Source organism: Shouchella phoenicis (genome assembly GCF_047238345.1).
Classification (GTDB): domain Bacteria; phylum Bacillota; class Bacilli; order Bacillales; family Bacillaceae_D; genus Shouchella.
Map to the genome: position 1 here is coordinate 2,796,459 of NZ_JBDFMQ010000001.1, position 25,056 is coordinate 2,821,514.

At 40.8% G+C, this 25,056-nt stretch carries 25 protein-coding genes, 1 other RNA gene and 1 riboswitch; of the genes, 2 read left to right on the forward strand and 24 right to left on the reverse strand.

Annotated features, from left to right (window positions below):
* Positions 1 to 5: 5 nt before the first annotated feature.
* The 9 genes from ABC361_RS15030 to ABC361_RS15070 form a co-directional block, all read right to left on the reverse strand.
* Positions 6 to 674, reverse strand: a complete 669-nt coding sequence (locus ABC361_RS15030; protein WP_413074702.1) for a methionine ABC transporter permease — start codon at positions 672 to 674, stop codon at positions 6 to 8.
* Positions 667 to 1,689 carry a methionine ABC transporter ATP-binding protein gene (locus ABC361_RS15035; protein ID WP_413074703.1) on the reverse strand — a complete coding sequence of 341 codons (1,023 nt, stop codon included), beginning with the start codon at positions 1,687 to 1,689 and terminating at the stop codon, positions 667 to 669. Before ABC361_RS15035 ends, ABC361_RS15030 begins: the two co-directional genes overlap by 8 nt.
* Positions 1,690 to 1,748: 59 nt before the next feature.
* Positions 1,749 to 1,857, reverse strand: a riboswitch (SAM riboswitch).
* Positions 1,858 to 1,915: 58 nt separating this feature from the next.
* A complete protein-coding gene (locus ABC361_RS15040; protein ID WP_413074704.1) occupies positions 1,916 to 3,199 on the reverse strand; it encodes an MFS transporter in 1,284 nt (427 codons plus the stop codon).
* Positions 3,200 to 3,272: 73 nt separating this feature from the next.
* On the reverse strand, positions 3,273 to 3,494 hold the full coding sequence (locus ABC361_RS15045) for a DUF2553 family protein (protein ID WP_099301664.1): 222 nt from the start codon (positions 3,492 to 3,494) through the stop codon (positions 3,273 to 3,275).
* Positions 3,495 to 3,623: 129 nt separating this feature from the next.
* Positions 3,624 to 4,013, reverse strand: coding sequence for a glycine cleavage system protein GcvH (gene gcvH / locus ABC361_RS15050; RefSeq protein WP_413074705.1), 390 nt, complete (start codon positions 4,011 to 4,013; stop codon positions 3,624 to 3,626).
* An 86-nt stretch (positions 4,014 to 4,099) separates the two neighbouring features.
* Entirely contained in the window at positions 4,100 to 4,456 is a 357-nt protein-coding gene (locus ABC361_RS15055) for an arsenate reductase family protein (RefSeq protein ID WP_413074706.1), read from the reverse strand.
* Between the two features lie 153 nt (positions 4,457 to 4,609).
* A complete protein-coding gene (locus tag ABC361_RS15060; protein ID WP_413074707.1) occupies positions 4,610 to 6,394 on the reverse strand; it encodes an acyl-CoA dehydrogenase family protein in 1,785 nt (594 codons plus the stop codon).
* 19 nt (positions 6,395 to 6,413) lie between these two features.
* On the reverse strand, positions 6,414 to 7,592 hold the full coding sequence (locus tag ABC361_RS15065; RefSeq protein WP_413074708.1) for an acetyl-CoA C-acetyltransferase: 1,179 nt from the start codon (positions 7,590 to 7,592) through the stop codon (positions 6,414 to 6,416).
* A gap of 12 nt (positions 7,593 to 7,604) precedes the next feature.
* The gene (locus ABC361_RS15070; protein WP_413074709.1) at positions 7,605 to 9,971 is read right to left on the reverse strand and encodes a 3-hydroxyacyl-CoA dehydrogenase/enoyl-CoA hydratase family protein; all 2,367 of its coding nucleotides are present in this window, start codon (positions 9,969 to 9,971) and stop codon (positions 7,605 to 7,607) included.
* Between the two features lie 305 nt (positions 9,972 to 10,276).
* Between ABC361_RS15070 and ABC361_RS15075 the strand changes: the two genes are divergently transcribed.
* Positions 10,277 to 10,549, forward strand: a complete 273-nt coding sequence (locus ABC361_RS15075) for a ferritin-like domain-containing protein (RefSeq protein WP_413074710.1) — start codon at positions 10,277 to 10,279, stop codon at positions 10,547 to 10,549.
* 12 nt (positions 10,550 to 10,561) lie between these two features.
* Entirely contained in the window at positions 10,562 to 10,882 is a 321-nt protein-coding gene (locus ABC361_RS15080) for a spore coat protein (RefSeq protein ID WP_413074711.1), read from the forward strand.
* A gap of 48 nt (positions 10,883 to 10,930) precedes the next feature.
* Here the strand turns inward: ABC361_RS15080 and ABC361_RS15085 are convergent, their stop codons facing one another.
* The 15 genes from ABC361_RS15085 to ABC361_RS15155 form a co-directional block, all read right to left on the reverse strand.
* A complete protein-coding gene (locus ABC361_RS15085; RefSeq protein WP_413074712.1) occupies positions 10,931 to 12,964 on the reverse strand; it encodes a catalase in 2,034 nt (677 codons plus the stop codon).
* A gap of 94 nt (positions 12,965 to 13,058) precedes the next feature.
* Positions 13,059 to 13,721: a glycosyltransferase family protein gene (locus ABC361_RS15090; protein WP_413074713.1), complete on the reverse strand. Its 663-nt coding sequence runs from the start codon at positions 13,719 to 13,721 to the stop codon at positions 13,059 to 13,061.
* Between the two features lie 85 nt (positions 13,722 to 13,806).
* Positions 13,807 to 15,090 carry an aspartate aminotransferase family protein gene (locus ABC361_RS15095; protein ID WP_413074714.1) on the reverse strand — a complete coding sequence of 428 codons (1,284 nt, stop codon included), beginning with the start codon at positions 15,088 to 15,090 and terminating at the stop codon, positions 13,807 to 13,809.
* A 15-nt stretch (positions 15,091 to 15,105) separates the two neighbouring features.
* A complete protein-coding gene (locus tag ABC361_RS15100) occupies positions 15,106 to 16,494 on the reverse strand; it encodes a YjiH family protein (protein ID WP_413074715.1) in 1,389 nt (462 codons plus the stop codon).
* Between the two features lie 82 nt (positions 16,495 to 16,576).
* Entirely contained in the window at positions 16,577 to 17,140 is a 564-nt protein-coding gene (locus tag ABC361_RS15105; protein WP_413074716.1) for a histidine phosphatase family protein, read from the reverse strand.
* An 84-nt stretch (positions 17,141 to 17,224) separates the two neighbouring features.
* Positions 17,225 to 17,578: a transfer-messenger RNA gene (gene ssrA, locus ABC361_RS15110) on the reverse strand.
* A gap of 73 nt (positions 17,579 to 17,651) precedes the next feature.
* Positions 17,652 to 18,119, reverse strand: coding sequence for an SsrA-binding protein SmpB (smpB, locus tag ABC361_RS15115; protein WP_099302159.1), 468 nt, complete (start codon positions 18,117 to 18,119; stop codon positions 17,652 to 17,654).
* 36 nt (positions 18,120 to 18,155) lie between these two features.
* Positions 18,156 to 18,566, reverse strand: coding sequence for a DoxX family protein (locus ABC361_RS15120; protein WP_413074717.1), 411 nt, complete (start codon positions 18,564 to 18,566; stop codon positions 18,156 to 18,158).
* A gap of 109 nt (positions 18,567 to 18,675) precedes the next feature.
* A complete protein-coding gene (rnr, locus tag ABC361_RS15125) occupies positions 18,676 to 21,015 on the reverse strand; it encodes a ribonuclease R (RefSeq protein WP_413074718.1) in 2,340 nt (779 codons plus the stop codon).
* Positions 21,016 to 21,040: 25 nt separating this feature from the next.
* On the reverse strand, positions 21,041 to 21,787 hold the full coding sequence (locus tag ABC361_RS15130; RefSeq protein WP_413074719.1) for an alpha/beta hydrolase: 747 nt from the start codon (positions 21,785 to 21,787) through the stop codon (positions 21,041 to 21,043).
* Positions 21,784 to 22,500 (reverse strand): alpha/beta hydrolase, encoded by a 717-nt coding sequence (locus tag ABC361_RS15135; RefSeq protein WP_413074720.1) that lies wholly within the window; start codon positions 22,498 to 22,500, stop codon positions 21,784 to 21,786. The genes ABC361_RS15130 and ABC361_RS15135 overlap by 4 nt, the downstream gene beginning before the upstream one ends.
* 17 nt (positions 22,501 to 22,517) lie before the next feature.
* Positions 22,518 to 23,474 carry an LLM class flavin-dependent oxidoreductase gene (locus ABC361_RS15140; RefSeq protein ID WP_413074721.1) on the reverse strand — a complete coding sequence of 319 codons (957 nt, stop codon included), beginning with the start codon at positions 23,472 to 23,474 and terminating at the stop codon, positions 22,518 to 22,520.
* A gap of 93 nt (positions 23,475 to 23,567) precedes the next feature.
* Positions 23,568 to 23,798, reverse strand: coding sequence for a preprotein translocase subunit SecG (gene secG, locus ABC361_RS15145; protein ID WP_255223773.1), 231 nt, complete (start codon positions 23,796 to 23,798; stop codon positions 23,568 to 23,570).
* Between the two features lie 66 nt (positions 23,799 to 23,864).
* The gene (locus tag ABC361_RS15150; protein WP_413074722.1) at positions 23,865 to 24,311 is read right to left on the reverse strand and encodes a hypothetical protein; all 447 of its coding nucleotides are present in this window, start codon (positions 24,309 to 24,311) and stop codon (positions 23,865 to 23,867) included.
* Positions 24,301 to 24,870: a non-oxidative hydroxyarylic acid decarboxylases subunit B gene (locus tag ABC361_RS15155; protein WP_413074723.1), complete on the reverse strand. Its 570-nt coding sequence runs from the start codon at positions 24,868 to 24,870 to the stop codon at positions 24,301 to 24,303. Before ABC361_RS15155 ends, ABC361_RS15150 begins: the two co-directional genes overlap by 11 nt.
* Between the last annotated feature and the right edge of the window lie 186 nt (positions 24,871 to 25,056).

The following is a 25,056-nucleotide window of genomic DNA, read 5'->3' on the forward strand; positions in this document are numbered from 1 at the left end:
CTCTTTTATCTTTTATCTAATCGATTGACTAAGAAATCGCCAATCCATTGAAATAGAAATACGATCGCTAGTATAGCCACTGTCGCCATAATCATGACGTCTGTATTTGTTCGTTGGAAACCCTCTTGGAACGCGAGCGTCCCAAGTCCCCCAGCACCAATTGTTCCTGCCATGGCCGTATAGCCGATTAATGCAACAGTTGTTACAGTAATACCAGAAATTAATGCCGGCATGGATTCTGGTAACAAAACTTTAAAAATGATATGCCGATTGGAAGACCCCATTGCTTGCGACGCTTCAACTACACCTTTATCCACTTCTCGAAGGGCAATCTCTACCATGCGTGCATAAAAGGGTGCTGCACCGATAATAAGCGCTGGTAATGCCGCACTTGGCCCAAACATACTACCTACAATAGCTCTCGTAAATGGAATAAGCAAAATGATTAAGATAATAAACGGTATGGATCGAAAAATATTTACAAAGGCACCGACAAGCGTATAGAAAAATCGATTCTCCCAAGGGTTTCCCTTTGCGGTTAAATACAAAAACAATCCTAATATAATCCCTAATATAAATGTAACAGCAGCCGCAATCACGGTCATATACACCGTTTCATAAGTGGCGAGCCATAAATTCTCCCAAACCACATTTGGAAAGAGCTGATCAAGCATGTTTAATCACCTCGACTTCCACTTCTTGTTGGCGAATAAATTGAACCGCTTCTGCTAGCGATTCTTGCTCGCCAGCTACACGAAGATACAGCTTTCCATAAGATCCTTGTTGAAGCTTGGAAATGTTCCCTTGCAGGATCGAAACGCTAATCGGAAACGACCGAATTAAATCAGTTACAAGCTGTTCTTCCGCGGGGTTACCGATAAATGTTAATTCAATGACCTGCTCACCACGTTGAAGCGTGACATCTTCTGCGATAAATTCATCCGATTGAACTTGCGCTACTTGTTTTACAAACTCTTTTGTCATCTCTTCTTTTGGCCGTCTAAATACATCAATCACTGGGCCTTGTTCAACAATTTGACCGTCACTCATAACTGCTACTTCATGACAAATTTTTTGAATAACATGCATCTCATGTGTAATAAGAACAATTGTTAAATTTAGTTTTTTATTAATATCGGTTAAAAGATCGAGTATCGAATCGGTTGTTTTTGGATCAAGAGCAGAAGTCGCTTCATCACACAAGAGCACCTTTGGATTGTTTGCGAGTGCACGAGCAATGCCAACCCGTTGTTTCTGACCGCCACTGAGTTGGGACGGATAATTATCTTCTCTTCCGCGTAGTCCAACTAGATCAATTAACTCTTCAATGCGTTTTTTACGTTCTTCCGCAGGAATCTTTGCAACTTCAAGTGGGAATGATATATTTTCTTTTACCGTTCTTGACCAAAGTAAATTAAAGTGTTGAAAAATCATCCCGATTTTTTGACGCTCTTCTCGCAACGCTTTTTTTCCAAGAGAAGCTAGTTCCACACCATCTAACGTAATTTTACCTGTTGATGGACGTTCTAATAAATTCAACAATCTGACTAGCGTACTTTTTCCAGCCCCACTATAGCCGATAATGCCGAACACATTTCCCTTATCAATCTGCAAATCCACATTGTCTACAGCTTGCACAGTTGATGTTTTGGTCGTATATGTTTTGCTGATCCCTTCTAACGAAATCAAGTCATTCCCTCCAATAAAAAAACCTTCCTGTAAGATGACAGGAAGGTTTACCTATGATCATCTCATCTCTCAAAGCATAGCTGCTTTGCAGGATTTAGCACCTTCAAACATAATGTTTGCGGTTGCCGGGTTTCAACGGGCCAGTCCCTCCACCACTCTGGATAAGAAATATTCTATTAAGATAATATGGGCATCATAGCATGTTGAGCTACAGCCGTCAATCCTTTTATGAACCTATGTGCTTTTCCATCTCTAGTTTATTCAACTCATTGTGTTCTGCTACCTTTTTTTGAAAAACAAGTAAAAAGAATACAGACCCTAACACATATAAGCATGCGGTTATGCAAAACACAATTGCATAACCTGAATATGCTCCATATGCAGCAACAATGCCCATTGAAACAGGTCCCATAAGCGCCCAGCCTAACTGGAACACCATTTGTGTAACGGAATTTGCTGTTCCCCTCATTTTCGGGTGAACGAGTTTCATGACAAGGGCAGCTTGAATCGGATTTCCAGCATTCATTAAGGCTTGCCTGAATAAAAACCCAATAACGGCTAGCCAAATTATGTTTGTAAAAGCGGTTAGTAGTAAAAACGGAATCGACCCCATTTGTAGAATGAAAACTGCCCTGACTTCTCCAACGCGCTCAACAACCTTTGGTCCAATCAGCATAGCAAATACGGTCATTGCCTGACCTAAAGCGAGAATAAACCCGACCATTGAATAATTTAAATCAAAGCGATCATTAAAATACAAATTTAAATACGGAATAACGAGACCGGACCCAAAACCAATTAATAAGCTCGATACTGCAAATAAGCTAATTAGTTTCCACTCTTTGCTTCTAGGCACATGAGATAACGCCATGGCTACTTTTTGTACCTTTTCAACTTTAACGGATTCTTTTACTTTCCAAAGTGGAAAAAAGGAAACCAGCGCTAACACACAAGCAAGGAACAATGTCATTTGAATGGCTTGCTGCATGGTCAAAGTCGTAAAGGCAAACAAACTATCTGCCAACGTGCCACTAAATAAATGACCGATTACATTGGCAGCCATCATCAGTGCTGCATGGAGGGCAAATAACTTCACACGCTGCTTTTCTTTAGAATGTTCTGCCAATAAAGGAATAGCCGACACTTGTAAAAACGCAAAGAAAAACCCTGTTAAGCTTGCTCCAAATAGCAAAAGCCATTCTGACGTTCCAAATGAACGGATAATAAAACTAATTGCGAGCATACTTGCACCAATTAAGAGCATTTTTTTCCTTCCATAACGATCGCCTAATATGCCTGCAGGTAATAAGGCAATTGCCGTGGCAGCAGCTTGAAAAGCAATAATTGAACCATTCAGGGTATCATCGTAACCTAATTCTCGAACATAAAACGGGTACATCACCATAAAAATACCCATTGCAATATTGAAACAAATTGATGAAACAAAAAAATATCGAACAGTCTGACTATAAGGTTGGAACGTTGATAACAGATTTTTTCCCCTTATCATGTATGTACCCCATTTAGCGGTTATTTCGTCTCTCTAAGTAAGTATACGAAATACCCGCTCATATGGGTAGCCTTTAATGCCAACTATCCTCAATAAATGACGTTACTTCATGCCAATTTTCATTTTGCGCTTGAAAGATTTGTTCCTTATCAAAGATAAAGCCATTACTCATATTATGTTGAAGGCCTTGACTCGTCTCAATGACTTCCCCAATCATTGCTCCGTCGACGTATAGCTTTAGCCGACCTCCATCATATTTTGCGACAACTTTTTGAGTGATATTTACGTTTTCCATAAACTCCTCCTTCGGCCTCTCCGCCTACAGTTATCGTATGTATGGAGAAGCTCCACTATCCGAGGGAAGATAAGCCAGAAAATGAAAAACGCCCAAGGAGACACGTTTCTCCATGAGCGTTTTATTTAATCAATCTTCTTCGTTAATCATGCTGCTGTACTCACTAGGAGACATGAGCTTGTCCAGTTCACCTGAATCAGTTGGCTCAACAACGATCATCCACGCCTTTTCGTATGGCGATTCATTCACAAATTCAGGAGAGTCATCTAAATCTTCGTTCACTTCAACGACTTTCCCACTAATCGGTGCATAAAGCTCTGATACCGTTTTTACAGATTCAACGCTGCCAAAAGGCTCATTTGCTTCAATCTCATCGCCTACTTCTGGTAATTCTACAAATACAATATCACCTAGTTCAGATTGGGCAAAATCGGTAATGCCAATTCTCACATTTCCATCTTCTGTTTTTACCCATTCGTGTTCTTCGGAATACTTTAATTCCTGTGGTAATTTACTCATGTTTTCCCCTCCATTGTAACGTTTTCGTCATAATCATACATGAAAATCACTGTTTCGAAAAGAATAACTTGTTTGACAACAGCTCATTATGCCCAGTTTTCTTGAAACTGATTTTCTTTAAAACCAAGTGTAACGGTTTTTCCGTCAGTTACAATTGGACGTTTTATGAGCATACCATCAGAAGCAAGAAGTTCGTATTGCTCTTGCTCGCTCATTGCTTCACGTTTATTTTTCAAATCTAACTCGCGATATTTTTTTCCGCTCGTGTTGAAAAACGCTTTAAGTTCTAAACCGCTTTTTTGATGAAGCTCTTTTAACGTTTCGGCATGTGGTGGCTCTTCGACAATATGAATCGCTTCATAATTGACGTTCTGTTCGTCTAACCATCTTTTCGCATTGCGACACGTCCCACATTTTGGGTATTCATAAATTGTTACGCTCATGATTTCTCCTCCTCAAAACTTCTCAACTACGAGCATTTTAACATAATTTAAAAGGAAACAGCGAATCGCTGCTTCCTTTCTGAGGAGAACGCTCCTTGCGAGAGGAGCATTTATATTTTTTTGAGGGATAACCCTCAAAAGTGTAACCAATCGTTAAACAACAAATCTCTTTTCAGCAATAACCGCTTTTGCGATCTCTCTTTTCTTACCAACAACGTTAATTGGCGTATGTCTTGTTAATTTTTTCAACATTGAAAGCATCGTGCGAAGCGTGTCGCCTTCTTCCACATGCACAAGTGCTTTTTTCGCGTTTGCTTCAATACGATTCATTGCTTCTTGCGCAAACACTTGCGTCATCAACAATTTTTGGCTCTGAGCTTCAACTGACGATTTCGCAATTGCTTTTTCTGTGCGTAATACAACAGACTCAAGCGAATAAATATCATTCACGATATCCGCGACTACCGCTAACACTTCTTGCTCTTTATCTAGTTCAGGACCATATTTTTGCGCCCCTGTACCTGCAATCATTAAGAAGATTTTCTTTGCCATAGAAAGCAAATACTTCTCTTGCTCTAATGGCTCATCGCCTACTTCTTGTGGCATCAACATCATTAATTCTTCTTGAAGAGCAGTCGCCTTCTCTAGGAATGGCAGCTCACCTTTCATCGCTTTACGCATTAACGTACCAGGCACAAGCATCCGGTTAATTTCATTGGTTCCTTCAAAAATACGGTTAATCCGAGAGTCACGATAAATGCGCTCTACTTGATACTCGGCCATAAACCCGTAACCACCATGGATTTGTACCGCTTCATCCGCAACAAAATCAAGGGTTTCAGATCCATCAAATTTATTAAGGGAACACTCAATTGCATACTCAGCGATCGCTGATGCTACTGCACGGCCATCCTTTTGCTCTTCTTCTGACAAGCTTGCAAATCGATCTTCAATTAAGCCGCCTGTGCGATAAATCGCACTTTCTGATGCGAAAATTTCTGTCGCCATCGAAGCCAATTTTTCTTGAATTAACGTAAATGATGCAATTGGTGTTTTAAATTGCTTACGCTCGTTTGCGTAGTTTGCCGCTAACTCAAGTGCTACTTTCGCTCCACCAATACAACCTACACCAAGCTTGTAACGACCAATGTTTAAAATGTTGAACGCAATAATGTGTCCACGTCCGATTTCACCTAGTACATTTTCCACAGGGACTTTTGCATCTTCTAATACTAGTGTACGTGTAGATGAACCTTTAATACCCATTTTCTTTTCTTCTGGTCCAGTTGAAACACCATCAAACTCTTTTTCAACGATAAACGCCGTAAACTTTTCACCGTCGATTTTAGCGTAAACAACAAAGACATCAGCGAAAGCAGAGTTTGTAATCCATTGTTTTTCACCATTAAGAACGTAGTGTGTGCCTTCTTCATTTAACACAGCTGTTGTTTTTGATCCTAATGCATCTGAACCAGAACTTGGCTCTGTTAGCGCGTAAGCAGCAAATTTTTCACCTGTTGCAAGAGCTGGCAAGTATTTTTCTTTTTGCTCATGTGAGCCGAAGAAAACAATTGGTAAAGAACCAATTCCAACGTGAGCGCCGTGACTTAAACCAAATGCCCCTACGCGACTAAAACGTTCTGAGATGAGAGAAGAACTAATCTTATCTAAACCAATTCCGCCATACTCCTCTGGCACATCTGCTCCTAGTAAGCCTAATTCGCCTGCCTTTTTCAATAGACGAGTCGTGTGTTGAAACTCATGGTTTTCAATGGCATCAACATAAGGTTTAACATCTTTTTCGATGAAATCTTCCGTTGTACGCGCAATCATCAATTGCTCATCGGTAAAATCTTCTGGCGCAAAGTATTGTGATGCGTCAATATCCTCTAGTAAAAAGCCGCCACCTTTTAATAAATTGCCTGTTGCTTCACTCATTTTAGTTCCTCCTTATTAGTTAAACGAGTTCAAATACACCTGCAGCACCCATGCCGCCGCCAATACACATCGTCACAACGCCGAACTGCTCACCGCGTCGCTTCATTTCGTGCGCTAGGGATAACGTTAATTTTGAACCTGTACAGCCTAGTGGATGGCCGAGCGCGATCGCACCACCGTTTACGTTCACTTTATCGTGATCGAGTCCTAACGTACGGATAATTGCTAACGCTTGCGATGCGAATGCTTCATTCAGTTCAAACAAGCCAATATCTTCTAATTGCAAGCCCGCTTGACGTACCGCTTTCGGAATCGCTTCAATCGGTCCAATCCCCATTACTTCTGGTGCGACACCGGCAACTGCAAAACTTCGGAATTTAAGGATTGGCGAGAGCCCACGCTCAGCCGCTTCTTCTTTTTCCATTAATAATACGGAAGCAGCGCCGTCACTCATTTGTGATGAATTCCCTGCTGTAACTGTCCCCTTTAATTGAAATGCTGGTTTTAATTTTGACAACGTTTCCAATGTCGTATCTGCTCGCACACCTTCGTCCACAGAAACCATTCTATCTTGCACACTTACTTTTCCATCTTCACCTAACACGTGCTCTTGAACATGGACTGGGACGATTTCATCTTCAAAATAACCATTTTGAATGGCTGCAGCAGCGCGTTTATGACTTTCTGTCGCAAACGTATCTTGATCTTCGCGACTAATGCCATATTGACGCGCGACTTCTTCTGCTGTGTAGCCCATGGACATATAATATTCTGGTGCCTCATCAATGAGTTTAGGATTTGGCTTAATCACGTGTCCGCCAATTGGAATCATACTCATGGATTCTGCTCCACCTGCTACAATGATCTTGCTTTGCCCGAGCATAATTCGCTCTGCGCCATACGCAATCGTTTGAAGACCTGAAGCACAATAACGATTAATGGTTACAGCTGGTACAGATTGTGGAATACCTGCTAAAACACTTAAGTTACGCGCCATGTTCATGCCTTGTTCTGCTTCAGGCATGGCACAACCAATAATGACATCTTCAATCTCACTTAATTCAACATTTCCAGCTCGACGTATCGTCTCTTTAACAGCAGTTGCGCCTAAATCATCTGAACGTACATGTGCGAAGGCACCTCGTTTTGCCTTTCCAACAGGCGTTCGAGCGCCTGATACAATGACAGCTTCCTTCACGTGTGTCCCCTCCTAGTTACGTAATGGTTTTCCCTTTGTAAGCATATGTTGCATCCGTTGTTGTGATTTTGGTTCAGCAATTAAGCTCAGGAACGCCTCTCGCTCAAGATCGAGTAAGTATTGCTCATCAACAAGTGTTCCTTCTTTTAAACGGCCACCTGAAATCACAAATGCCAACTTCTTCGCAATTTTTAAATCGTGTTCCGACGCATATCCGCCCCACTTCATCATTTCTGCACCTAACATCAACGTCGCGTAGCCTGCTTCCCCGGTAACTGGAATTTTCTTTCTTGCTGGTGCTTGATAGCCTGAATCAAATAGAGAAATGACTTTTCGTTTTGCAGCGTGGTTGACGAATGAATCGTTCATGACAATGCCATCACGGTGATTCATAAAGCCGTTTTCCTTTGCTTCAGCGGCAGACGTTGACACTTTAGCTGTTGCAATCGTTTCAAATGTTTCCCGTGCTACTTGCTGCAGCTGTGCCGGTGAGTTTCCGTAACGTTCTAAGTTACGAAGGTATAATTCTTTATTTCCGCCTCCACCTGGAATAAGACCAACGCCTACTTCAACAAGGCCCATATAGGTTTCATGACTCGCTTGAATACTTGCAGCAGGTAGGCTTATTTCAGCTCCACCACCAAGCGTCATTTGAAACGGTGCCGTTACAATTGGAACGTTGGAATAGCGAATGTTCGCCGTTGCTTGTTGGAACTGCTTTACAACCATATCAAGCTCGAAGAAATTATCGTCTTGAGCTTCCATAAGCATCATCATCAAATTTGCTCCGACGCAGAAGTTCTTACTTTCATTCCCAATGACTAGTCCTTTATAATTCTTCTCTGCTTCCACAATAGACTTATTAATCATTTGAATGACGTCAAGACCAATGGAGTTGTTTGGTGATGTAAATTTTAATAACGCTACATCATCGCCAATATCAATCATGGCAGCCCCGGTATTTTTCATAACCGTATTTGTCTTGATTAAATGATTTAATGATAAATACTTTTCATGTTGGCGAACCGGTACATATTCTGCCGCATGAATAAATTGACCGTCTGTATAAAACCCTTCTTTCCCTGATTCATACATCTCTTCAACCCAAGTAGGAAGCGATCGTCCGTCGGCTTTCATCTTCTCTACGGTCTGTCTGAAACCAAGTGCATCCCATAATTCGAATGGCCCCATACTCCAGCCGAATCCCCAGCGCATGGCTTCATCTACAGCTAGCACATCGTTCGCAATCTCGTACGTTTTTTCTGCCGTGTAAAGAAGGACTGGACTAATGATATTCCATAAAAGTTGGCCCGCACGATCATCGGCAAACACAACGGTTTGAATTTTTTGCTTCTTTGACTTCAAGGCTTTTGTTTTTTCAATAGATGGTGCTTTTAATTTTTTTCGATCTTCATATTCCATTGTTTCAGGATTAAGTTCATAGATGACGCCGTCTTTTTTTAAGAAAAAGCCTTGACCTGCTTTTGCTCCAATCCAGCCTTTTTCCGCCATGTCACGCATAAATCCTGGTGGGTCGAACATCTTTTGTTCATCACCACTTGTCACGTCGTACACATTTTTCGCTACATGTAAAAAGGTATCCAACCCTACTACGTCTAGCGTACGGAAGGTAGCACTTTTTGGGCGTCCAATTAATGTTCCTGTAACCGAATCTACTTCCCCAACCGAATAGCCTCCGCGCAGCATTTCATGAACGGTTACAAGTAAGCCATACGTTCCGATACGGTTAGCGATAAAGTTTGGTGTATCTTTCGCTTCGACGACTCCTTTTCCAAGGGATTCTTCGGCAAATGAACGAATGAAATCAATGACTTCTTGATTTGTCTCCTTCACTGGGATCACTTCAAGAAGCTTTAAATAACGAGGTGGATTAAAAAAGTGTGTTCCTAGGAAATGCGCTTTAAAGTCAGCACTTCTTCCTTCTGACATCGCTTCAATCGAAATACCTGATGTGTTAGAGGAAACAATTGAACCTTCTTTTCTAACCTCATCAATCTTTGCAAACAATTCTTTTTTTGCATCGAGATTTTCAATGATGACTTCAATGATCCAATCCGCTTCACTTAAACGACTTAAATCATCTTCTAAATTTCCTGTTTCAATCAATTCAATATTTTTCTTTGAAGACAGTGGTGCTGGTTTTTGTTTTAGGAGTTTTTTAACTGCTGTATCTGCTAATTGGTTACGCGCACGTTTTTTTTCAGCAGTGGCAACACTAGACTGAGATTGCGATTCTTTCTCTTTTGGTACGATGTCGAGCAGTAAAACAGGCGTTCCTGCATTTGCCAAATGAGCAGCAATGCTTGCTCCCATCACACCCGATCCAATGACCGCAGTTTTCTTAATATGACGTGACATGATTCGTGTCATCCTCCTCTCATATTAAAAACGAATGAATACTCATTCATTTTTTGAGCCAAAAAAAACGCTCATGTCATAAGCTTTCTTCTACTATAACGAAATATGATAGCGTTTGCAATAGCAATTTTCTGCAAATTCTTCTTTTTTTCTTTAATCCCTGCAACTCCCGCTTTTTTTATTTGCAGGACAAAACCATTGCCGCTTCATAAAGCAATTCTTATGCAATCTTGAAGTCGACTTGAATAAAAAAATACCCGATTAAAAATACTAATTGTGATCGTTATTTTTTAAGGAGGTACACCATGAATCCACAAGAACAAACTAATCAACAACAGCAAAATCAATCCATGATGCAAGAAGCTCCAGCCGTTATGACCGGAAAAGATTTAAATTATATTAACGATATGATGGCATGGAACTTAACAGCTGCAAAAAAAGCTCATTCTTTTGCACAAAGTTGTCAAGACCCTGAGATCAAACAAGCGATTGATCAAGCTGGTCAGATGCACCAACGTCATTACGAGCAGTTTTTGCAATTGCTTACGAATCAAAATCAACCACCGACTTACCAATAAGGAGGCTACATGATGAACCAACAAAAAGTACAAAACCCGAAGATTCAAATGCCAACAACAACAGCGATGAATGATCAAGATTATATTACAGACATGCTTACAACTGAAAAATATATCACCGTATCTTATTCAATTGCTGAACATGAAGCAAGTCATGAAGCCTATTACCAAACCATTCATCAAGCAAACAACGAAGCCTCACAAATGCAACGAACATTGTATGAAACCATGTTTCGTAAAGGGTTATATAGTTTAACGCCAACTCAAGAAGCCTCTATTCAACAAAGCTACCAACAGCACACACAAGACAAATCGCAACTTCCATATCAGTAAATCTTAGATGCTAGGCAACGCGGCAAGCTTGTCGCCTAGCATGTTTTCTTATACCCGTTGAAAAAAGCGCTGTTCAGCGAGTGCATTCATATAATCATCAAGGAAAGAATCATGTTCATTTACTAAGACGGCTTCTTTTCCTTCGATTCCTAATTCTTTCAGCAGCGGTTTTACTTTAGCAGAGACGCCTATTGGTTTATAATGCATAAATTGTTCGCGAATAAAGTGAGCCATCTGACCAATTGAATAGCTATCAGGTCTTCTGCCACCTGCAACGTAAATGGAATCATACAATAATGGTGACCCCGTTAAGAAACTTGCATCGGGTGTATACGATACGTCGTCAGTACCTCTAACTTCCGCTTGCTTTTCACTTAAAATTTCAACCCTTACCCCATCCTGTTTCAAGCGTTCTACTACACGTTTGGTTGCAGGTCCATCAAACCCCTCAGATAGTAAAATACCCACTTTAAGCCATTCCACGGATTTGTTTTGATTCGCCATACTTAATGCTTTTGATGCTTTCCTTACTTTCGATTCTGCTACGGAAGGGGGCTGAACGCCGATTTGTTTGGCAACAACTGTAGCTAATTCCGTACTTACGCCACCAATATGATTAATCATTTGTTGACGAACCGATTTGCTCTTCACTTTCCCTAATTCAAAGCTAAAAGCATTCGCAATATGATCTCGTTCCCAGCTACTCATACTATTATAAAAAAGCCTAGCTTGTGAATAATGATCGAGAAAGCTCTTCGCCGTTTTTCGAATTTTAACACCGTTGACTTTTTCTGGGTACGAAACAAATCCACCTTTACTAGGGTCTACTTCAAAAGGGGTATTGTTCCAAAGAGAATTTTTATGATAGTGTACTTGCCCTTTATCGACGGTATAACGCATAGCGCCATCACGTTGATTATTATGAAACGGACATAATGGCTGATTAATCGGTAACTCTTGATGGTTGGTGCCCACTCGATACATTTGCGTGTCTGTATAAGAGAATAATCGCGTTTGCAGAAGTGGATCATCAGTAAAATCAATACCCGAAACAATATTTCCGGGGTGAAGCGCAATTTGCTCTGTTTCTGCAAAGACATTTTCCACATTCCGATTTAATCGCATTTCCCCAATGATTCGAACTGGCACATCTTCTTCTGGCCATAGTTTTGTTGAATCTAAAATATCAAAGTCAAATTTAAACTCGTCTTTCTCATCAAGGACTTGAATGCCTAGCTCCCAAATCGCTTCGCCACCTGCCTCAATCACATCCCATAAATCTCTCCGATGAAAATCAGGATCAATTCCGCCTAGTTTCTGGGACTCATTCCAGACAAGAGAATGAACCCCGAGCTTTGGCTTCCAATGGAACTTCACAAAGTGGGACTTTCCTGCTTCATTCACTAGTCTAAATGTATGTACGCCAAAGCCTTCCATCGTTCGGAAGCTGCGTGGAATCGTCCGGTCACTCATAATCCACATCATCATATGAGCAGACTCTTTATTGTTCGCCATAAAATCCCAAAACGTATCATGAGCTGTAGCTGCTTGAGGAATTTCATTATTCGGCTCTGGCTTCACAGCATGAATGAGGTCGGGAAACTTAATACCATCTTGTATAAAGAAAACAGGAATATTGTTGCCAACTAGATCAAAATTCCCTTCATCTGTATAAAATTTCACCGCAAAACCACGCACATCTCGTACGGTCTCGGCTGCACCTTTGGAACCTGCCACTTCCGAAAAACGAAGAAAGACAGGCGTTTCAATGCTAGGATCTTGCAGAAAATGAGCTTTTGTTAACGCTGCTTGAGATTCATATACTCGAAACGTTCCATAAGCGCCGTACCCTCTTGCATGTACGACCCTTTCTGGGATTCGTTCTCGATCAAAGTGAGAAAGCTTTTCGCGCATCACAAAATCTTCAAGCAAACTCGGTCCACGCTCACCCGCTTTTAATGTATTTTCATCATTTGAGATTTTAATCCCTTGATTTGTTGTTAACGGTTTATTGTAGTTATTTCGAGAATATCGTTCGACTTGTTCTGCCTTTCGATTTGGCTTTTTCGGCTTCCGTTCCATTTCCACACACCTCCAATGCCCATTTTATTCAAAGGTGCTCCAATCTATGTTTGTCCATAAGTAATTATTGTGAACAAACACACACACTTCCTGTTTATTGTGAAAGTGTGCGTTGCCATATGTGAAATTGGTGGAGGTAATGGCCATAGGCGATCTGATCAAACTCTTCGCCACATTCATGCATGACCCACGGGTGAGGTTGATGCGCAATGCCTACCTCATACCCTTCACTTTGGAAAAGAAAGCTTTGACTCACATCATAAAAATGCCAGCCATCAAACTGTTCTTCCCACGGAATGTCGTATTGAGTTGCCATTAATACACCATCAATAACTGCTGCTGTTTGAAAAGCGTAATCTGCTTCAATAAATGATAAATAACCGTACGTGTCCCGCTTCTCTAATATTTTTCCCGCTTTCAGCTTACTGTCCCACCAAACGCTATTTTCAGGTAAATCTTTCGCGCCAATTACGCCAAACATGCCTAAGCTTGGGTGATTTTCAAATAAGAACAGTAAATCATGAAGAAACATCCGATTAATAATCATTGTATCTTGGTGAAGATATACTTTATACGTTGCATTCGATTGCACCATTGCCTCATTATAGCCACTTGTCATGCTTTTCGCATCACGTATGGCTATTTTTGTGACCGTATAGTCTCGCGGTAAATACAACATATCTATATGACTAGCTGCTCGTTCGTACAAGGTCTCATCGTTGACGCACGTAATAAAACATATTTCTTTTTTGTTCATCAGACAACGCCACCCTTCTATCCACTCCTATCAGAAGCAGTATATTCAAGAGTGGGCGCAGTCGTGTATAAAAATTTTCGTCTTACTAACGGTTCAATCGATTAAGAGCTTGGCGCAATTTTGTAAGCCCTTCATCAATTTGTTCTTTTGACACAGTAAGGGGTGGAATCATGCGTAAGACTTCACCCTCGTTGCCACAAAAGTAAAAGAGAACCCCTTCTTCAAGCGCTAAATCTAAAATCTTTGCTGCTCGTTCTCCGTCTTTTTTTCCAGTATCTGGATCAACGATTTCAATTCCAATCATCATGCCTAAATGGCGGACAGATCCAATACATCTGAATTCGTCTTGAAGTGAGCGTACTTCATTCGCTGCATACGTTCCAACTTCTTTTACATTATCAAGCAACTTCTCTTCTTTAATGATTTGAAGCGTTGCCCTTGCAGCTGCACATGCAATAGGGTTCCCACCAAATGTTGTCGCATGGCTTCCAAGTGGCCATTGCTGCATAAGCTTATGGTTCGCTACGGTTGCACTAAGCGGCAAGCCAGAAGCAATCCCTTTTGCTACCGCCATAATATCAGGTGTGACATCAAATGCTTGTGCCGCAAACCATTCTCCTGTTCGACCAAAACCGGTCTGCACTTCATCAAAAATGAGCAGGATTCCATGTTCATCACAAATCTCTCTTATTCGCTTAAGCCAAGCAGCAGGCGGCACAATATAGCCTCCTTCTCCGAGTACAGGCTCAATGATAAAGCACGCTACTTCTTCCGGAAGTGTTTGATGAGCAAACATGGTTTGAGATGCTTCATCAAGCTTTTGAATGGCTAGCTCTTCGCTATCACCAGATTGGTAATAAGGAAGCTGCAATACATTGTTTTGAGCAGGCTGGTACGCTTTATATTTAGCTTTTGACGTACTTACACTCATTGAGCCTAACGTACGACCGTGAAAACATCCTGTAAAGGAAACCACGTTTGGACGTTTTGTCACATGTCTTGCAAGTTTTAACGCCCCTTCAATCGCTTCTGTTCCACTATTTCCAAAGAAAAAGCAATCTAAATCTCCCGGCATCACGTCTGCAAGTTCATTTGCTAATGATAAGATTGATTCATATTGAATCACACCAATTGGACCATGCGTAAACGAATCCGCTTCTTTTTTAATGGCTTCAACAATCTTCGGATGACGATGCCCGACATTTGTAACCGCAATGCCTGATGTGAAGTCTAAATATTGCTTTCCATCCACCCCGTAATAGTAACAGCCTTCTTCTTTGACAACCGGTAAATTCGGATGGTCTTTTGCCATACTTGGGGCAAGACGGTAAGGAATGGTTTCTTGTAGATCGTTCCAACGTTGTGACATTCTAGATGACTCCTTTTAAAAAATAATAACGTGCGCAATCAATACAACAACAGGGATCGCAATAATCGTACGTTGAATAAAAATAATAAACAACTGCCAAAATGAAATTGGAATACTTGAACGCATCAACATGACCCCAATCTCAGACATGTAAACGAGCTGAATCAGGGAAACTGCACCGATGACAAACCGAGTTAATTCACTCTCTATTCCTGCACCTAAAATAGCTGGTAAGAACATGTCAGCAAAACCAACAAGCAAAGCTGGTGCCGCCTCTGCAGCTTCCGGAATGTTCATCCATTCTAAGACCGGTACAAGTGGGTAAGAAAGATACGTAAAAATTGGTGTAAACTCAGCAATAATAAGCGCAATCGTTCCTATCGCCATTACAAGAGGGAGCATACCGAACCAAATGTCTAACGCGTTAAACGCGCCTTTCTTAAACACTTGTCTCGTTTTCGGAGCGTGTGCGGCTTTTGTTACGCCACGTTTAAATGCTTGGCTCCATAATGAACCGCTTGCGACTGTTTCATTAATCATACCAGGTTGTTCACCAGCATAAGTGTGGCTCATTTTGGAAAGCGGTGGAATCCTCGGACAAATAAACGCTGCTACAAATACTCCAGCTAGAACTGTTAAATAAAACGGAACAAAACGATCACTTAAATTTAAAATCTCAGCAATAATTAAACTAAAACCAATCGATGTAATCGTAAAATTGGTGACAATAATGGCGGATTCACGTTTCGTGTAATAGCCATTTTCATATTGATTAATGGTGATTAAAATGCTCATCATGTTGTTTCCCATCCACGATGCTAATGAATCAACAGAAGCTCTGCCTGGAAGATTAAATAAAGGTCTCATTACTTTTTTCGCAAGCGTTCCTAACCATTCCATTAAACCATACTCAAGCAAAAGGGGCATTAATAATCCCATAACAACGGACCAAACAGCCAATACTGGCAATAGATCTGAGAAGATCGTTCCTCCTGTTGCAGGGCTATAGACAACTTCTGATCCAGTTTCGGTCATTACCATTAGCGCAAAAAGGGCACCGATAACACGAATAATTGTCCAAGGTAAGCTAGTATAAAATAGCGCTTTTAAAGCTGTGTTTTCCATTATAAGCGCTGGCTTTACTGCCCATGTTAACAAGGAAACAACGCCAGATGTTAAAATGATGACTAATAAAAACATCGGTAATATCGCTTCAAGTGAACCTTCAATTTGGCCAGCTGCATAACCGATTAAAACCGTCCAATTATCGTTAATTTTAAACGGCACTAGAAATAAAAAAGCGCCAAGTAAGGATGGCAATAAAAAAGTAAGAATCGAACGAGTCGATTGAGGTTGGTTCTTTTTATCATTCGAATCAGGTTGTTGATGTTTTAGCTGTTCCATAACGTTCTCCTTAAATGCATATTAAATCTAATTTATTTATAATTATACATAAAAGAAGACAAGTTGCCTAGCACTTTTTTTCTTACATATTCTTCCTCCAAACCTTTTTACAATCAATCATTTGTTGTTCTTTTAACGTTAATTGATAAATATCTGGCATATCTAGCTGTTGCCAAAATGCATAATTATAACGTTTATTAAAATGATTTAATAAAAGCGCTAACAAGTTCCCGTGCGTCGAAATCACAATGGTTTCCGTTTGCTTGTCTTGATCTAGAGCGCGCCAAAGACTGTTGATGCCTCTTGTTCTCGCATTCTCATTTGATTCGCCACCATCGTGTGCAAATGTTTCGTCTTTCCAAACCGCTTGTATTGCAGCCTCAAAATCGACAACGGACTCTTTAGCAAGCTTGCGCTCTTTAAATCCTTCTTCAAGGGTAATGGATTTGTTTTTTACTTTTGCTGTAGGTTCAATGGTTTGAATTGCTCTTTGATAAGGACTGGAAATAAAGCGATCTACATGGATAGACTGAAAATGTTTGGAAATTTCTAGCGCATCGTTCATTCCTTTTGTCGATAGTGGGCGGCCCTGTTCGTCTGGAGTATAAAGAGAATGGGCATGTCGAACAAGATAAATTGTATGCATACGAAAAGCTCCTAACGTTAAGTCGTGTTTCTATTATACAAAAAAACCCTGAAGCACATAACGTAACTTCAGGGTTTCTTTCCTATATGGAGACGGTGGGAATTGAACCCACGTCCAGAGATAACGGCACTTACGCTTCTACGAGCGTAGTCTTTGTATTAGCATTTCGCTAACACGTCAGCCCAAAGACAGGCTTCTGTGCAGCTAGCCTGATTAGTCTCTTCCAACTCCCTCAGGCGGAGGGAGTAAGGCGTATCCCACTTAAGTTGAGTCTCAACCACTCCACATGGGCGATGGAGAGGAGAGACCGCTTAGCTTATGCAGCTAAAGCGAAGTTATTGTTTTCTTTGCCAGTTATAGGCTAATGCGTTTTAACGAGGCCGCACCTCGACTCGCAACGTAAGCTCGACCTATCCCTGTCGAATCCAGAACGTCCCCAGAAAATTATACAAGGCTTTACGCCTAGATTTCCTATTATACTAAATTCATAAGAAAAATCAAGTATAACGCCTTACCCTTTCATTCGCTCTTTAATCGCCCGATCCATTTCACGTTTCGCATCTTTTCGCTTAAGGGTCTCGCGCTTATCATAATTCTTTTTCCCTTTTGCAAGTCCAATTAACACTTTCGCAAACCCATTTTTAATATAAACTTTTAATGGGACGACTGAATACCCTTGTTGCTGGGTTTCACCAATCAGTTTGTCAATCTGCTTTTTGTGTAAAAGCAATTTTCGCGCTCGTGTTGGTTCATGATTGTAACGATTTCCTTGTTCATACTCACTGATGTGAGCATTGTGCAAGTACGCTTCGCCATTTCGAATACGGGCAAACGAATCTTTTAAGTTCATTCTTCCCGCACGAATGGCTTTAATTTCTGTTCCTGTTAACACAATCCCAGCTTCATACGTTTCTTCAATAAAATAATCGTGGCGCGCTTTTTTATTTTGCGCCATTAATTTTCCTTCTGTTTCAGCCACTGACACACCTACTTCCCCATCAATTTACAACGTTTACTACCTTCTACCGAAGCGTTGACGCTTTTTCTTTTTTGTTAATAAGGCATCTGTTGCTAAGAATTTACTGCCATTCATAACAAATAATAAGAGCACAAAGAAAAGCAATAAATCAAATTCAAAGCCTCCGATAAATCCTTGATCAAGCTTCACCATATAAATGGCACCAGCCATCACAACCATAAGGATGCCGCTCATAACCCGAGTTAATAAACCAAGAACGAGGGCAAGACCAGCAACAATTTCAATTAGCGCAACTGCAACGGCCATAACATCTGGTGATGGAATATTGACGCTTTGAAAAAATTCAGCCGTTCCTTCAATACCCCCATTAAATTTATCTAGTCCGTGGGCAATAAAAATAATCCCTACAACCACTCGTAACAATGTTAAACTTACTTCTGTCTTCATTATCGTTCCTCCTTCCACTCACCTAGTGTAAAGAGGAACGACCCAAGACTCAAGCAGGCACCTTTATGAAACCGACAGACGTCTTCAGACAAAAGGGCTATTTATCTCATTAAGAACGCTTTTTTCTGCGTGCTTTTTTTCGCTTTACACTAGGAGCATTTTCATAAAATGCTTTCTTTTTACGTTTACCGCTTTTTTGTGATCCGTCTTTTTTCGGATCTCCTGTTAATTGAGGACGATCTGATTTGTTGCGCTTTGGATTACGCTTTCCTCCATCAATGACTTTTGGACGATCTTTGCCTCTTTTTGGTTTTTGTTTCTTCATTCCAACGATCTCAAAGTCAACAGATGCTTCTTCAGTATTTACGGAAACGACTCGTATTTCAAGCTCATCTCCAATACGAAAGACAGTTCCCGTTCGCTCTCCGATCATCGCGTAGTGCTTTTGGTCATAACGATAATAATCGTCGGTCAAGTAGCTAACATGGACAAGACCTTCTACCGTATTTTCTAATTCCACAAATAAACCAAAATTCGTCACACCACTAATCATACCCGTATATACTTCACCGATTTTATCTTCCATATATTGAGCTTTTTTCACATTGTCTGTATCCCGCTCAGCATCAACCGCACGTCGCTCCATGTCAGATGCATGCGCCGTTAAGCCAGGAAGTTTCTCCTGCCAATGATTTGTGGTTTTGGCATCGGTCTTTCCTTGGATTAAATACGTTCGAATTAAACGGTGAACGAGTAAATCTGGATAACGACGGATGGGCGATGTGAAATGCGTATAGAACTCGGCAGATAATCCAAAGTGTCCAACTGAATGGACATCATATTTTGCCTGTTTCATTGAACGTAGCATAATTCGGCTAATAATTGTTTCCTCCGGTTCACCTCGAACTTCTTTTAAAAGCGATTGTAATGCTCGTGGATGAATCGTGTTAGCCGTACCTCGAACCACGTAACCAAAACCAGTAATAAATTCTAGAAACGAGTTTAATTTTTCTGCATCAGGGTCTTCATGAATTCGATACACAAACGGAAGCTTCATCCAGTGGAAGTGTTCGGCTACTGTTTCATTTGCGACAAGCATAAATTCTTCAATAAGCTTTTCAGCAACAGAACGTTGGCGTAAGACCACATCTTCTGGCGCACCTTCACTATCAACTAATACTTTTGCTTCTTTGAAATCGAAATCAATTGCACCACGACCAAAACGCTTATCCCGCAATATTTGTGCGAGTTTCTCCATGTCTTCAAACATCGGAACGAGCGCATGATATTTCTCACGCAGCGTTTCATCTTTATCGACAAGAATGTCTCGCACATCACTGTACGTCATTCGCTCAGCCGTATTAATGACACTTTGGAAAATTTCATGCTTCACGACGCCACCATTTTGATCAATTTCCATTTCACAAGAAAGTGTTAAACGGTCAACTTGCGGGTTTAAACTACAAATCCCGTTTGATAAACGATGGGGAATCATTGGAATTACCCGATCGACGAGATACACACTTGTTGCACGTTCAGACGCCTCTTTATCAATTGGGCTTCCTTCTTTTACATAGTGAGATACATCCGCAATGTGAACGCCTAGAACATAGTTACCGTTGTCTAGCTTCTTCACTTGCACTGCATCATCCAAGTCTTTTGCATCTGCCCCATCAATCGTCACAATTTGTTCGTTTCGCAAATCACGACGATTGTTTAGGTCACTCGGATCAATGGCATCAGGTACATTTTCTGCTTGTTCGATCGTCTCATCAGCAAAGCCTTGCGGAATGCTGTATTTGTAAATGATCGATAAGATGTCCATCCCCGGATCATTTTTGTGACCTAGCACTTCTTTGATTTCTACTTCGCCGCCAAAACGTCCCTCTGGATATTGCGTAATCGTTGCGATGACTTTATGACCGTCAACAGCACCTTTTTCTTTTCCTTTAATCACAAGGAAATCGGCGCTGATACGTTTGTCATCGGCTACGACTAATGCGTACGATTTAAACTCTTTGTATTCTCCTACGATTTCCGTTACTTTACGTTCAACAATACGGATGACTTTTCCTTCTGCTCTTGAGCCATTTCCTCGCTCGTCAATGCGAACAAACACGATGTCTCCGTTCATTGCACCTGATAATGACCCTTGAGGGACATACACATCCTCGTCTCCCTCATCAGGTATGACAAAGGCAAATCCTTTTGCATGCCCTTGTACACGTCCACGAATTAAGTTTAGTTTTTCTGGAATTCCGTAACGGTTGGTTCGTGTCCGAATAATTTCTCCTTTTTCTTCAAGCTCGTTTAGCGTTGTAATAAGTTCTTTAAACATGTCGCTTGAAGTAACGTGGAACCGTTCCTCTAATTCTTCAACAGAAACGGGTTTTGTTGCTTCTTCTTTAAAATACTTTAGAATTTCTTCAATATTTATTTGGTCAGACATTGTTTCACTCCTTTTTCTTCTATTTTTAGTTTGACCAGTCTAGTTCATTTAAAAACGACAGAATGTCTTGGTGAAGCTGCTCTTTTTCATCGCCTAATGTGATGACATGAGTCGAATCTTCATACCATTTTATCTCTTTGTCGTCTGTTTCAATTTCATTATAAATAATAGTGGCACTTTCTGTATCAATCATTTCATCATGCCGTGCTTGTACAATAAAGGCAGGTGAATAAATTAAGTCTAATTCACTGCTCACATTATTCATTAGCTGACGTAATTGATAAAGCGTGTCCATTGATGTTTCCTTTAACGCATTGACTTCTTTCTCAATGTCGTCTTCGTTTTTCTTTTCCAGTTGCTTGTATTCTTTTGCATACTTTAAAAAGCCTAATTTAATCGCTTCTTCTGTTCTCGGTCGAACTGGGGCACACATTGATACAATGCCTTTTACTGGTTTAGAAAGGCCTAACTTAAGCGTAAACACTCCGCCAAGTGACAACCCACAAACCGCAATTTCATCGTATCCTTCACTTTTAAGGTGGTCATAGGCTGCTTCCACATCCTCCCACCAATCGTCAGGGCTGTACGTAACCAGTTCCTCAGGCGGGACGCCATGACCGCGATAAAGCGGCGCATGACACGTGTACCCTTCATTTTGTAAAAACCGTCCAAGCATACGCACATCTGCTGTTGTTCCGGTAAAGCCATGAAGGAGTAATACAGCTCGTTTTCCTCCTGTAAATGTAAATGGCTTAGGTGCAACAATCTTCATGTTGTTTTCTTCCTCTCTTCATTACTTTCTATTAGAAATGCTTTAATTTGATTAATTACTTCTTCGCTTTCAAAACCATGAAAAATCATATGTCGAGATCGTTTCATCGCAATTAACTCTTTTTCATCTGATTCTATAATATCATAGAGATGATAGGCTGATTTCATTGGCACCAGACCATCTTGCTCACTTTGAATAATTAATGTGGGCACGCTAATTCTGCTCGCATACGGCTTTGTTTTCTGCACGAGTTGCAAGAATTGTGCTAACGCTGCGAAAGGCGTTTCTTTGAACTTCTTCTCATAGAGCTCAATCAGTTGATCTTTCTCTTGATTGCCAGTTATGTGAAACCGAATGGCTGCAATCATATCTTTAAAAAATTGTTTTGGGTTGAAATAAAATGCCGCTGCATTTAATAAGACTAACTTTGCAACTGGGTACCTCGCCGCTATGTAGCTTGCGAGCATCCCTCCCATTGAAAAACCAATGACAAAAACTTCTGTACATCGCTTCTGTAGCTCTTCAAATGCTACTTCAACCGTATAAACCCATTCTTCATACGTCGCCGTTTTTAATTGATTCAACTCTTTCCCATGACCAGGCAAGACCGGGCTGTACACGAGCCAGCCTTCTTGCTTTTGTAGCTCTTTGACAATCGGCTCAACTTCCCATGGATCACCAGTAAAGCCGTGAATGCATAAACACCCAATCAAACCCATCGCCTCTTTTCTTAAGATGACAGTAATGTGGATAAGCGCTCAAAGGATTGCCTTTTTTCTTTGTAGTCGAACACATTTGTTAAAAGTAAAAATTGATCCGATTGTGCTTGTTCAGCGAGTCGTTCTAGCTTTAGCTTTACGGTTTCAATTGATCCAACGATCATCCGTTTTCGGTTTTCAACAATTCTTTCCTCTTCGCGAACCGTTAACTCACGGTTTAATTCATAAGGGATTCGACTATCAATGCCTTTTTCCGTTTGTAAGAGCCACAAGTCTTGCTGTTTAGCTAAAGTCTCTGCATGTACATCATCTTCTCCACAAATAACAAATACAGCTGTTAATGCATCTCTATGATTCCTTGCTGCTAAACGATACGCTTCGTGGGCTTCTTTTAATCGGTCCGGTTGAATAAAAAAGCCATGAACAAAGCCCAACCCTTTCTCTGCAGACACTGTTGCGCTCCGCTCTCCTAAACCAAGTATATATAAAGATGGATTGGCAATCGGCAATGGTGAAGCCGTCATGCCAGCGTGACTTCGATTCGTTGTCCACTGCGCGACTTCGTCCACCTTATCCCAGAAGCGATCCATCTCGCTATCTTTTCCGTTCGCAAGTGCTCTCCGTATTCGCTCATTTCCACCTGGCGAACGTCCTAATCCGCCATCAATTCGATTTGGGTACATCACTTCTAATTGATTAAACATGCTCGCTACTTTATAAGCACTATACTGCGGCAACAAAACGCCACCTGAGCCGACACGAATTCGAGACGTTTTCGCTGCTGCTGCTGCCATCCAAAGCTCTGGAGAACTTGAGACTAGCCCCTTCGTTCCATGATGCTCGGCAAACCAATAACGTTCGTACCCTAGTTGCTCCGCTTGAATGACAAATTCAACTGTTTGTTGTGCTGTTTCTTCCGCTGTTTTCCCTATTGACGTAGGGACTTGATCTAAGATACTTAACCGCACGCAACATTCACCTCTTCATGCGAAGTTTTCCTCTTTTTGAGCATTTTCAAACACAAAAAACGTCTGGATGAATGTCCAGACGTTCGGTTCTTCTTATAAGAAATACGCATTTGCTGCTGTTAATACAAAAAATAATACAGCAAGCACAATAGTCGCTCGATGCAAAACCGCCTCAAGACCTCGCGCTTTCTGCTTTCCAAGTAACTGTTCTGCTCCACCAGAGATCGCTCCAGCTAAACCAGAACTACGACCTGGCTGAAGTAAAACAACAGTAACAAGTAAAACAGATACGATAATTAACGCAATCATTAAAAACAGTTGCATCCCTACACCTCCGTAAACACATTCAATAACACCATCTTAACATAGTGAATAGATCGAGACAAGGGGTTATTTTTTCAATAATGCTTGCTTCGTTGCCCAGTGATCCAAAGTTTGCTTTTCGTTGTTCAAAAGAAACTGCACAGGCGAGACAATGCTGGCATAAGGCGCTTGGTCTTCCTTAACTTGCCTAACTTTGCCTTCAAATACAGCTTGTCCCTCTTCTGTTCGAACGTGCTTTAACTCCATTTGAATATCAAATGCTTTAGGTGGAAGCACAAGGAGAAGCGTTGCCTTTTTCGTTTTTTTCGCAAATAAGACAGAACTTGAACGTTCCCATAAAGCAACCCGGACCGTACGTGCATCCATTCTCAATAATTCTCCTACACTCAACAACGCTTTATAAGGAAAGCCTTCATTATTAACTGTTACAAAATAAACGGCCATCCCGGTTTTTTCTTTAAGATTTTTTCCGTTTAAAACGTGTTGAATCTCAGCAGGTAAATCATGATTCATCTTTCAACCCCTCCCAACGTTTCGCGGACTGATGTTCAATGCCAAACTGATCAAGCGCTCGATAAACAAGGTGTTCAATGAGATCATCAATCGTTTGAGGTTGATTGTAAAAAGCAGGCATAGGCGGAAAAATTGTCACACCCATCTTTGACAACTCTGTCATATTTTCAAGGTGAATCGTATTAAGAGGTGTCTCTCTCGTCATTAATAGTAATTGCTTTCGCTCTTTTAACATAACATCTGCTGCTCTAGCAATTAAGTTATCCGCTAAACCTATACGAATCGCGGCTAATGTTTTCATGGAACAGGGCACGATGATCATCCCATCCACACGTTTTGATCCACTTGAAATTGATGCAGCTTGATCCTCGCTCCCATACGTATAGTCTGCAAGAGCCTTTACATCTTTTACGCTATAGGACGTTTCCTGCGCAATCGTCACGGCTGCCCATTTCGATAATATAAGATGCGTTTCAATCTCTAATTCTTTTAACGTTTTTAAAAGTTTTATCGCAATAGGTGCACCGGTCGCACCTGTTACGCCAATAATTAGTTTCATTCTTATTCTCCTATACACTACCGTCTTTGCTCTATTATAGCGTGGTCATGACAATTATAAAAAGCGTTTCGTTTCACTTCTTAACATCTGAAAATTCCTAACTTTTTCAAAGCAATTAAATTTCGTTTAACATTATGCTAATATAGAAATATAAGGACGTTTATCCAAATTTAGGGGGAATGATTT

Coding starts and splice junctions, on each gene's coding strand:
- ABC361_RS15030 (WP_413074702.1), bottom strand. CDS start 674: ATGCTTGATCAGCTCTTTCCAAATGTGGTTTGGGAGAATTTATGGCTC.
- ABC361_RS15040 (WP_413074704.1), bottom strand. CDS start 3,199: ATGATAAGGGGAAAAAATCTGTTATCAACGTTCCAACCTTATAGTCAG.
- ABC361_RS15045 (WP_099301664.1), bottom strand. CDS start 3,494: ATGGAAAACGTAAATATCACTCAAAAAGTTGTCGCAAAATATGATGGA.
- gcvH (WP_413074705.1), bottom strand. CDS start 4,013: ATGAGTAAATTACCACAGGAATTAAAGTATTCCGAAGAACACGAATGG.
- ABC361_RS15055 (WP_413074706.1), bottom strand. CDS start 4,456: ATGAGCGTAACAATTTATGAATACCCAAAATGTGGGACGTGTCGCAAT.
- ABC361_RS15060 (WP_413074707.1), bottom strand. CDS start 6,394: ATGAGTGAAGCAACAGGCAATTTATTAAAAGGTGGCGGCTTTTTACTA.
- ABC361_RS15070 (WP_413074709.1), bottom strand. CDS start 9,971: ATGTCACGTCATATTAAGAAAACTGCGGTCATTGGATCGGGTGTGATG.
- ABC361_RS15075 (WP_413074710.1), top strand. CDS start 10,277: ATGAATCCACAAGAACAAACTAATCAACAACAGCAAAATCAATCCATG.
- ABC361_RS15080 (WP_413074711.1), top strand. CDS start 10,562: ATGAACCAACAAAAAGTACAAAACCCGAAGATTCAAATGCCAACAACA.
- ABC361_RS15085 (WP_413074712.1), bottom strand. CDS start 12,964: ATGGAACGGAAGCCGAAAAAGCCAAATCGAAAGGCAGAACAAGTCGAA.
- ABC361_RS15090 (WP_413074713.1), bottom strand. CDS start 13,721: ATGAACAAAAAAGAAATATGTTTTATTACGTGCGTCAACGATGAGACC.
- ABC361_RS15095 (WP_413074714.1), bottom strand. CDS start 15,090: ATGTCACAACGTTGGAACGATCTACAAGAAACCATTCCTTACCGTCTT.
- ABC361_RS15100 (WP_413074715.1), bottom strand. CDS start 16,494: ATGGAACAGCTAAAACATCAACAACCTGATTCGAATGATAAAAAGAAC.
- ABC361_RS15105 (WP_413074716.1), bottom strand. CDS start 17,140: ATGCATACAATTTATCTTGTTCGACATGCCCATTCTCTTTATACTCCA.
- ABC361_RS15120 (WP_413074717.1), bottom strand. CDS start 18,566: ATGAAGACAGAAGTAAGTTTAACATTGTTACGAGTGGTTGTAGGGATT.
- rnr (WP_413074718.1), bottom strand. CDS start 21,015: ATGTCTGACCAAATAAATATTGAAGAAATTCTAAAGTATTTTAAAGAA.
- ABC361_RS15130 (WP_413074719.1), bottom strand. CDS start 21,787: ATGAAGATTGTTGCACCTAAGCCATTTACATTTACAGGAGGAAAACGA.
- secG (WP_255223773.1), bottom strand. CDS start 23,798: ATGCAACTGTTTTTAATGATTGCGTTAATTATCGTATCTGTTTTACTT.
- ABC361_RS15150 (WP_413074722.1), bottom strand. CDS start 24,311: ATGAATCATGATTTACCTGCTGAGATTCAACACGTTTTAAACGGAAAA.
- ABC361_RS15155 (WP_413074723.1), bottom strand. CDS start 24,870: ATGAAACTAATTATTGGCGTAACAGGTGCGACCGGTGCACCTATTGCG.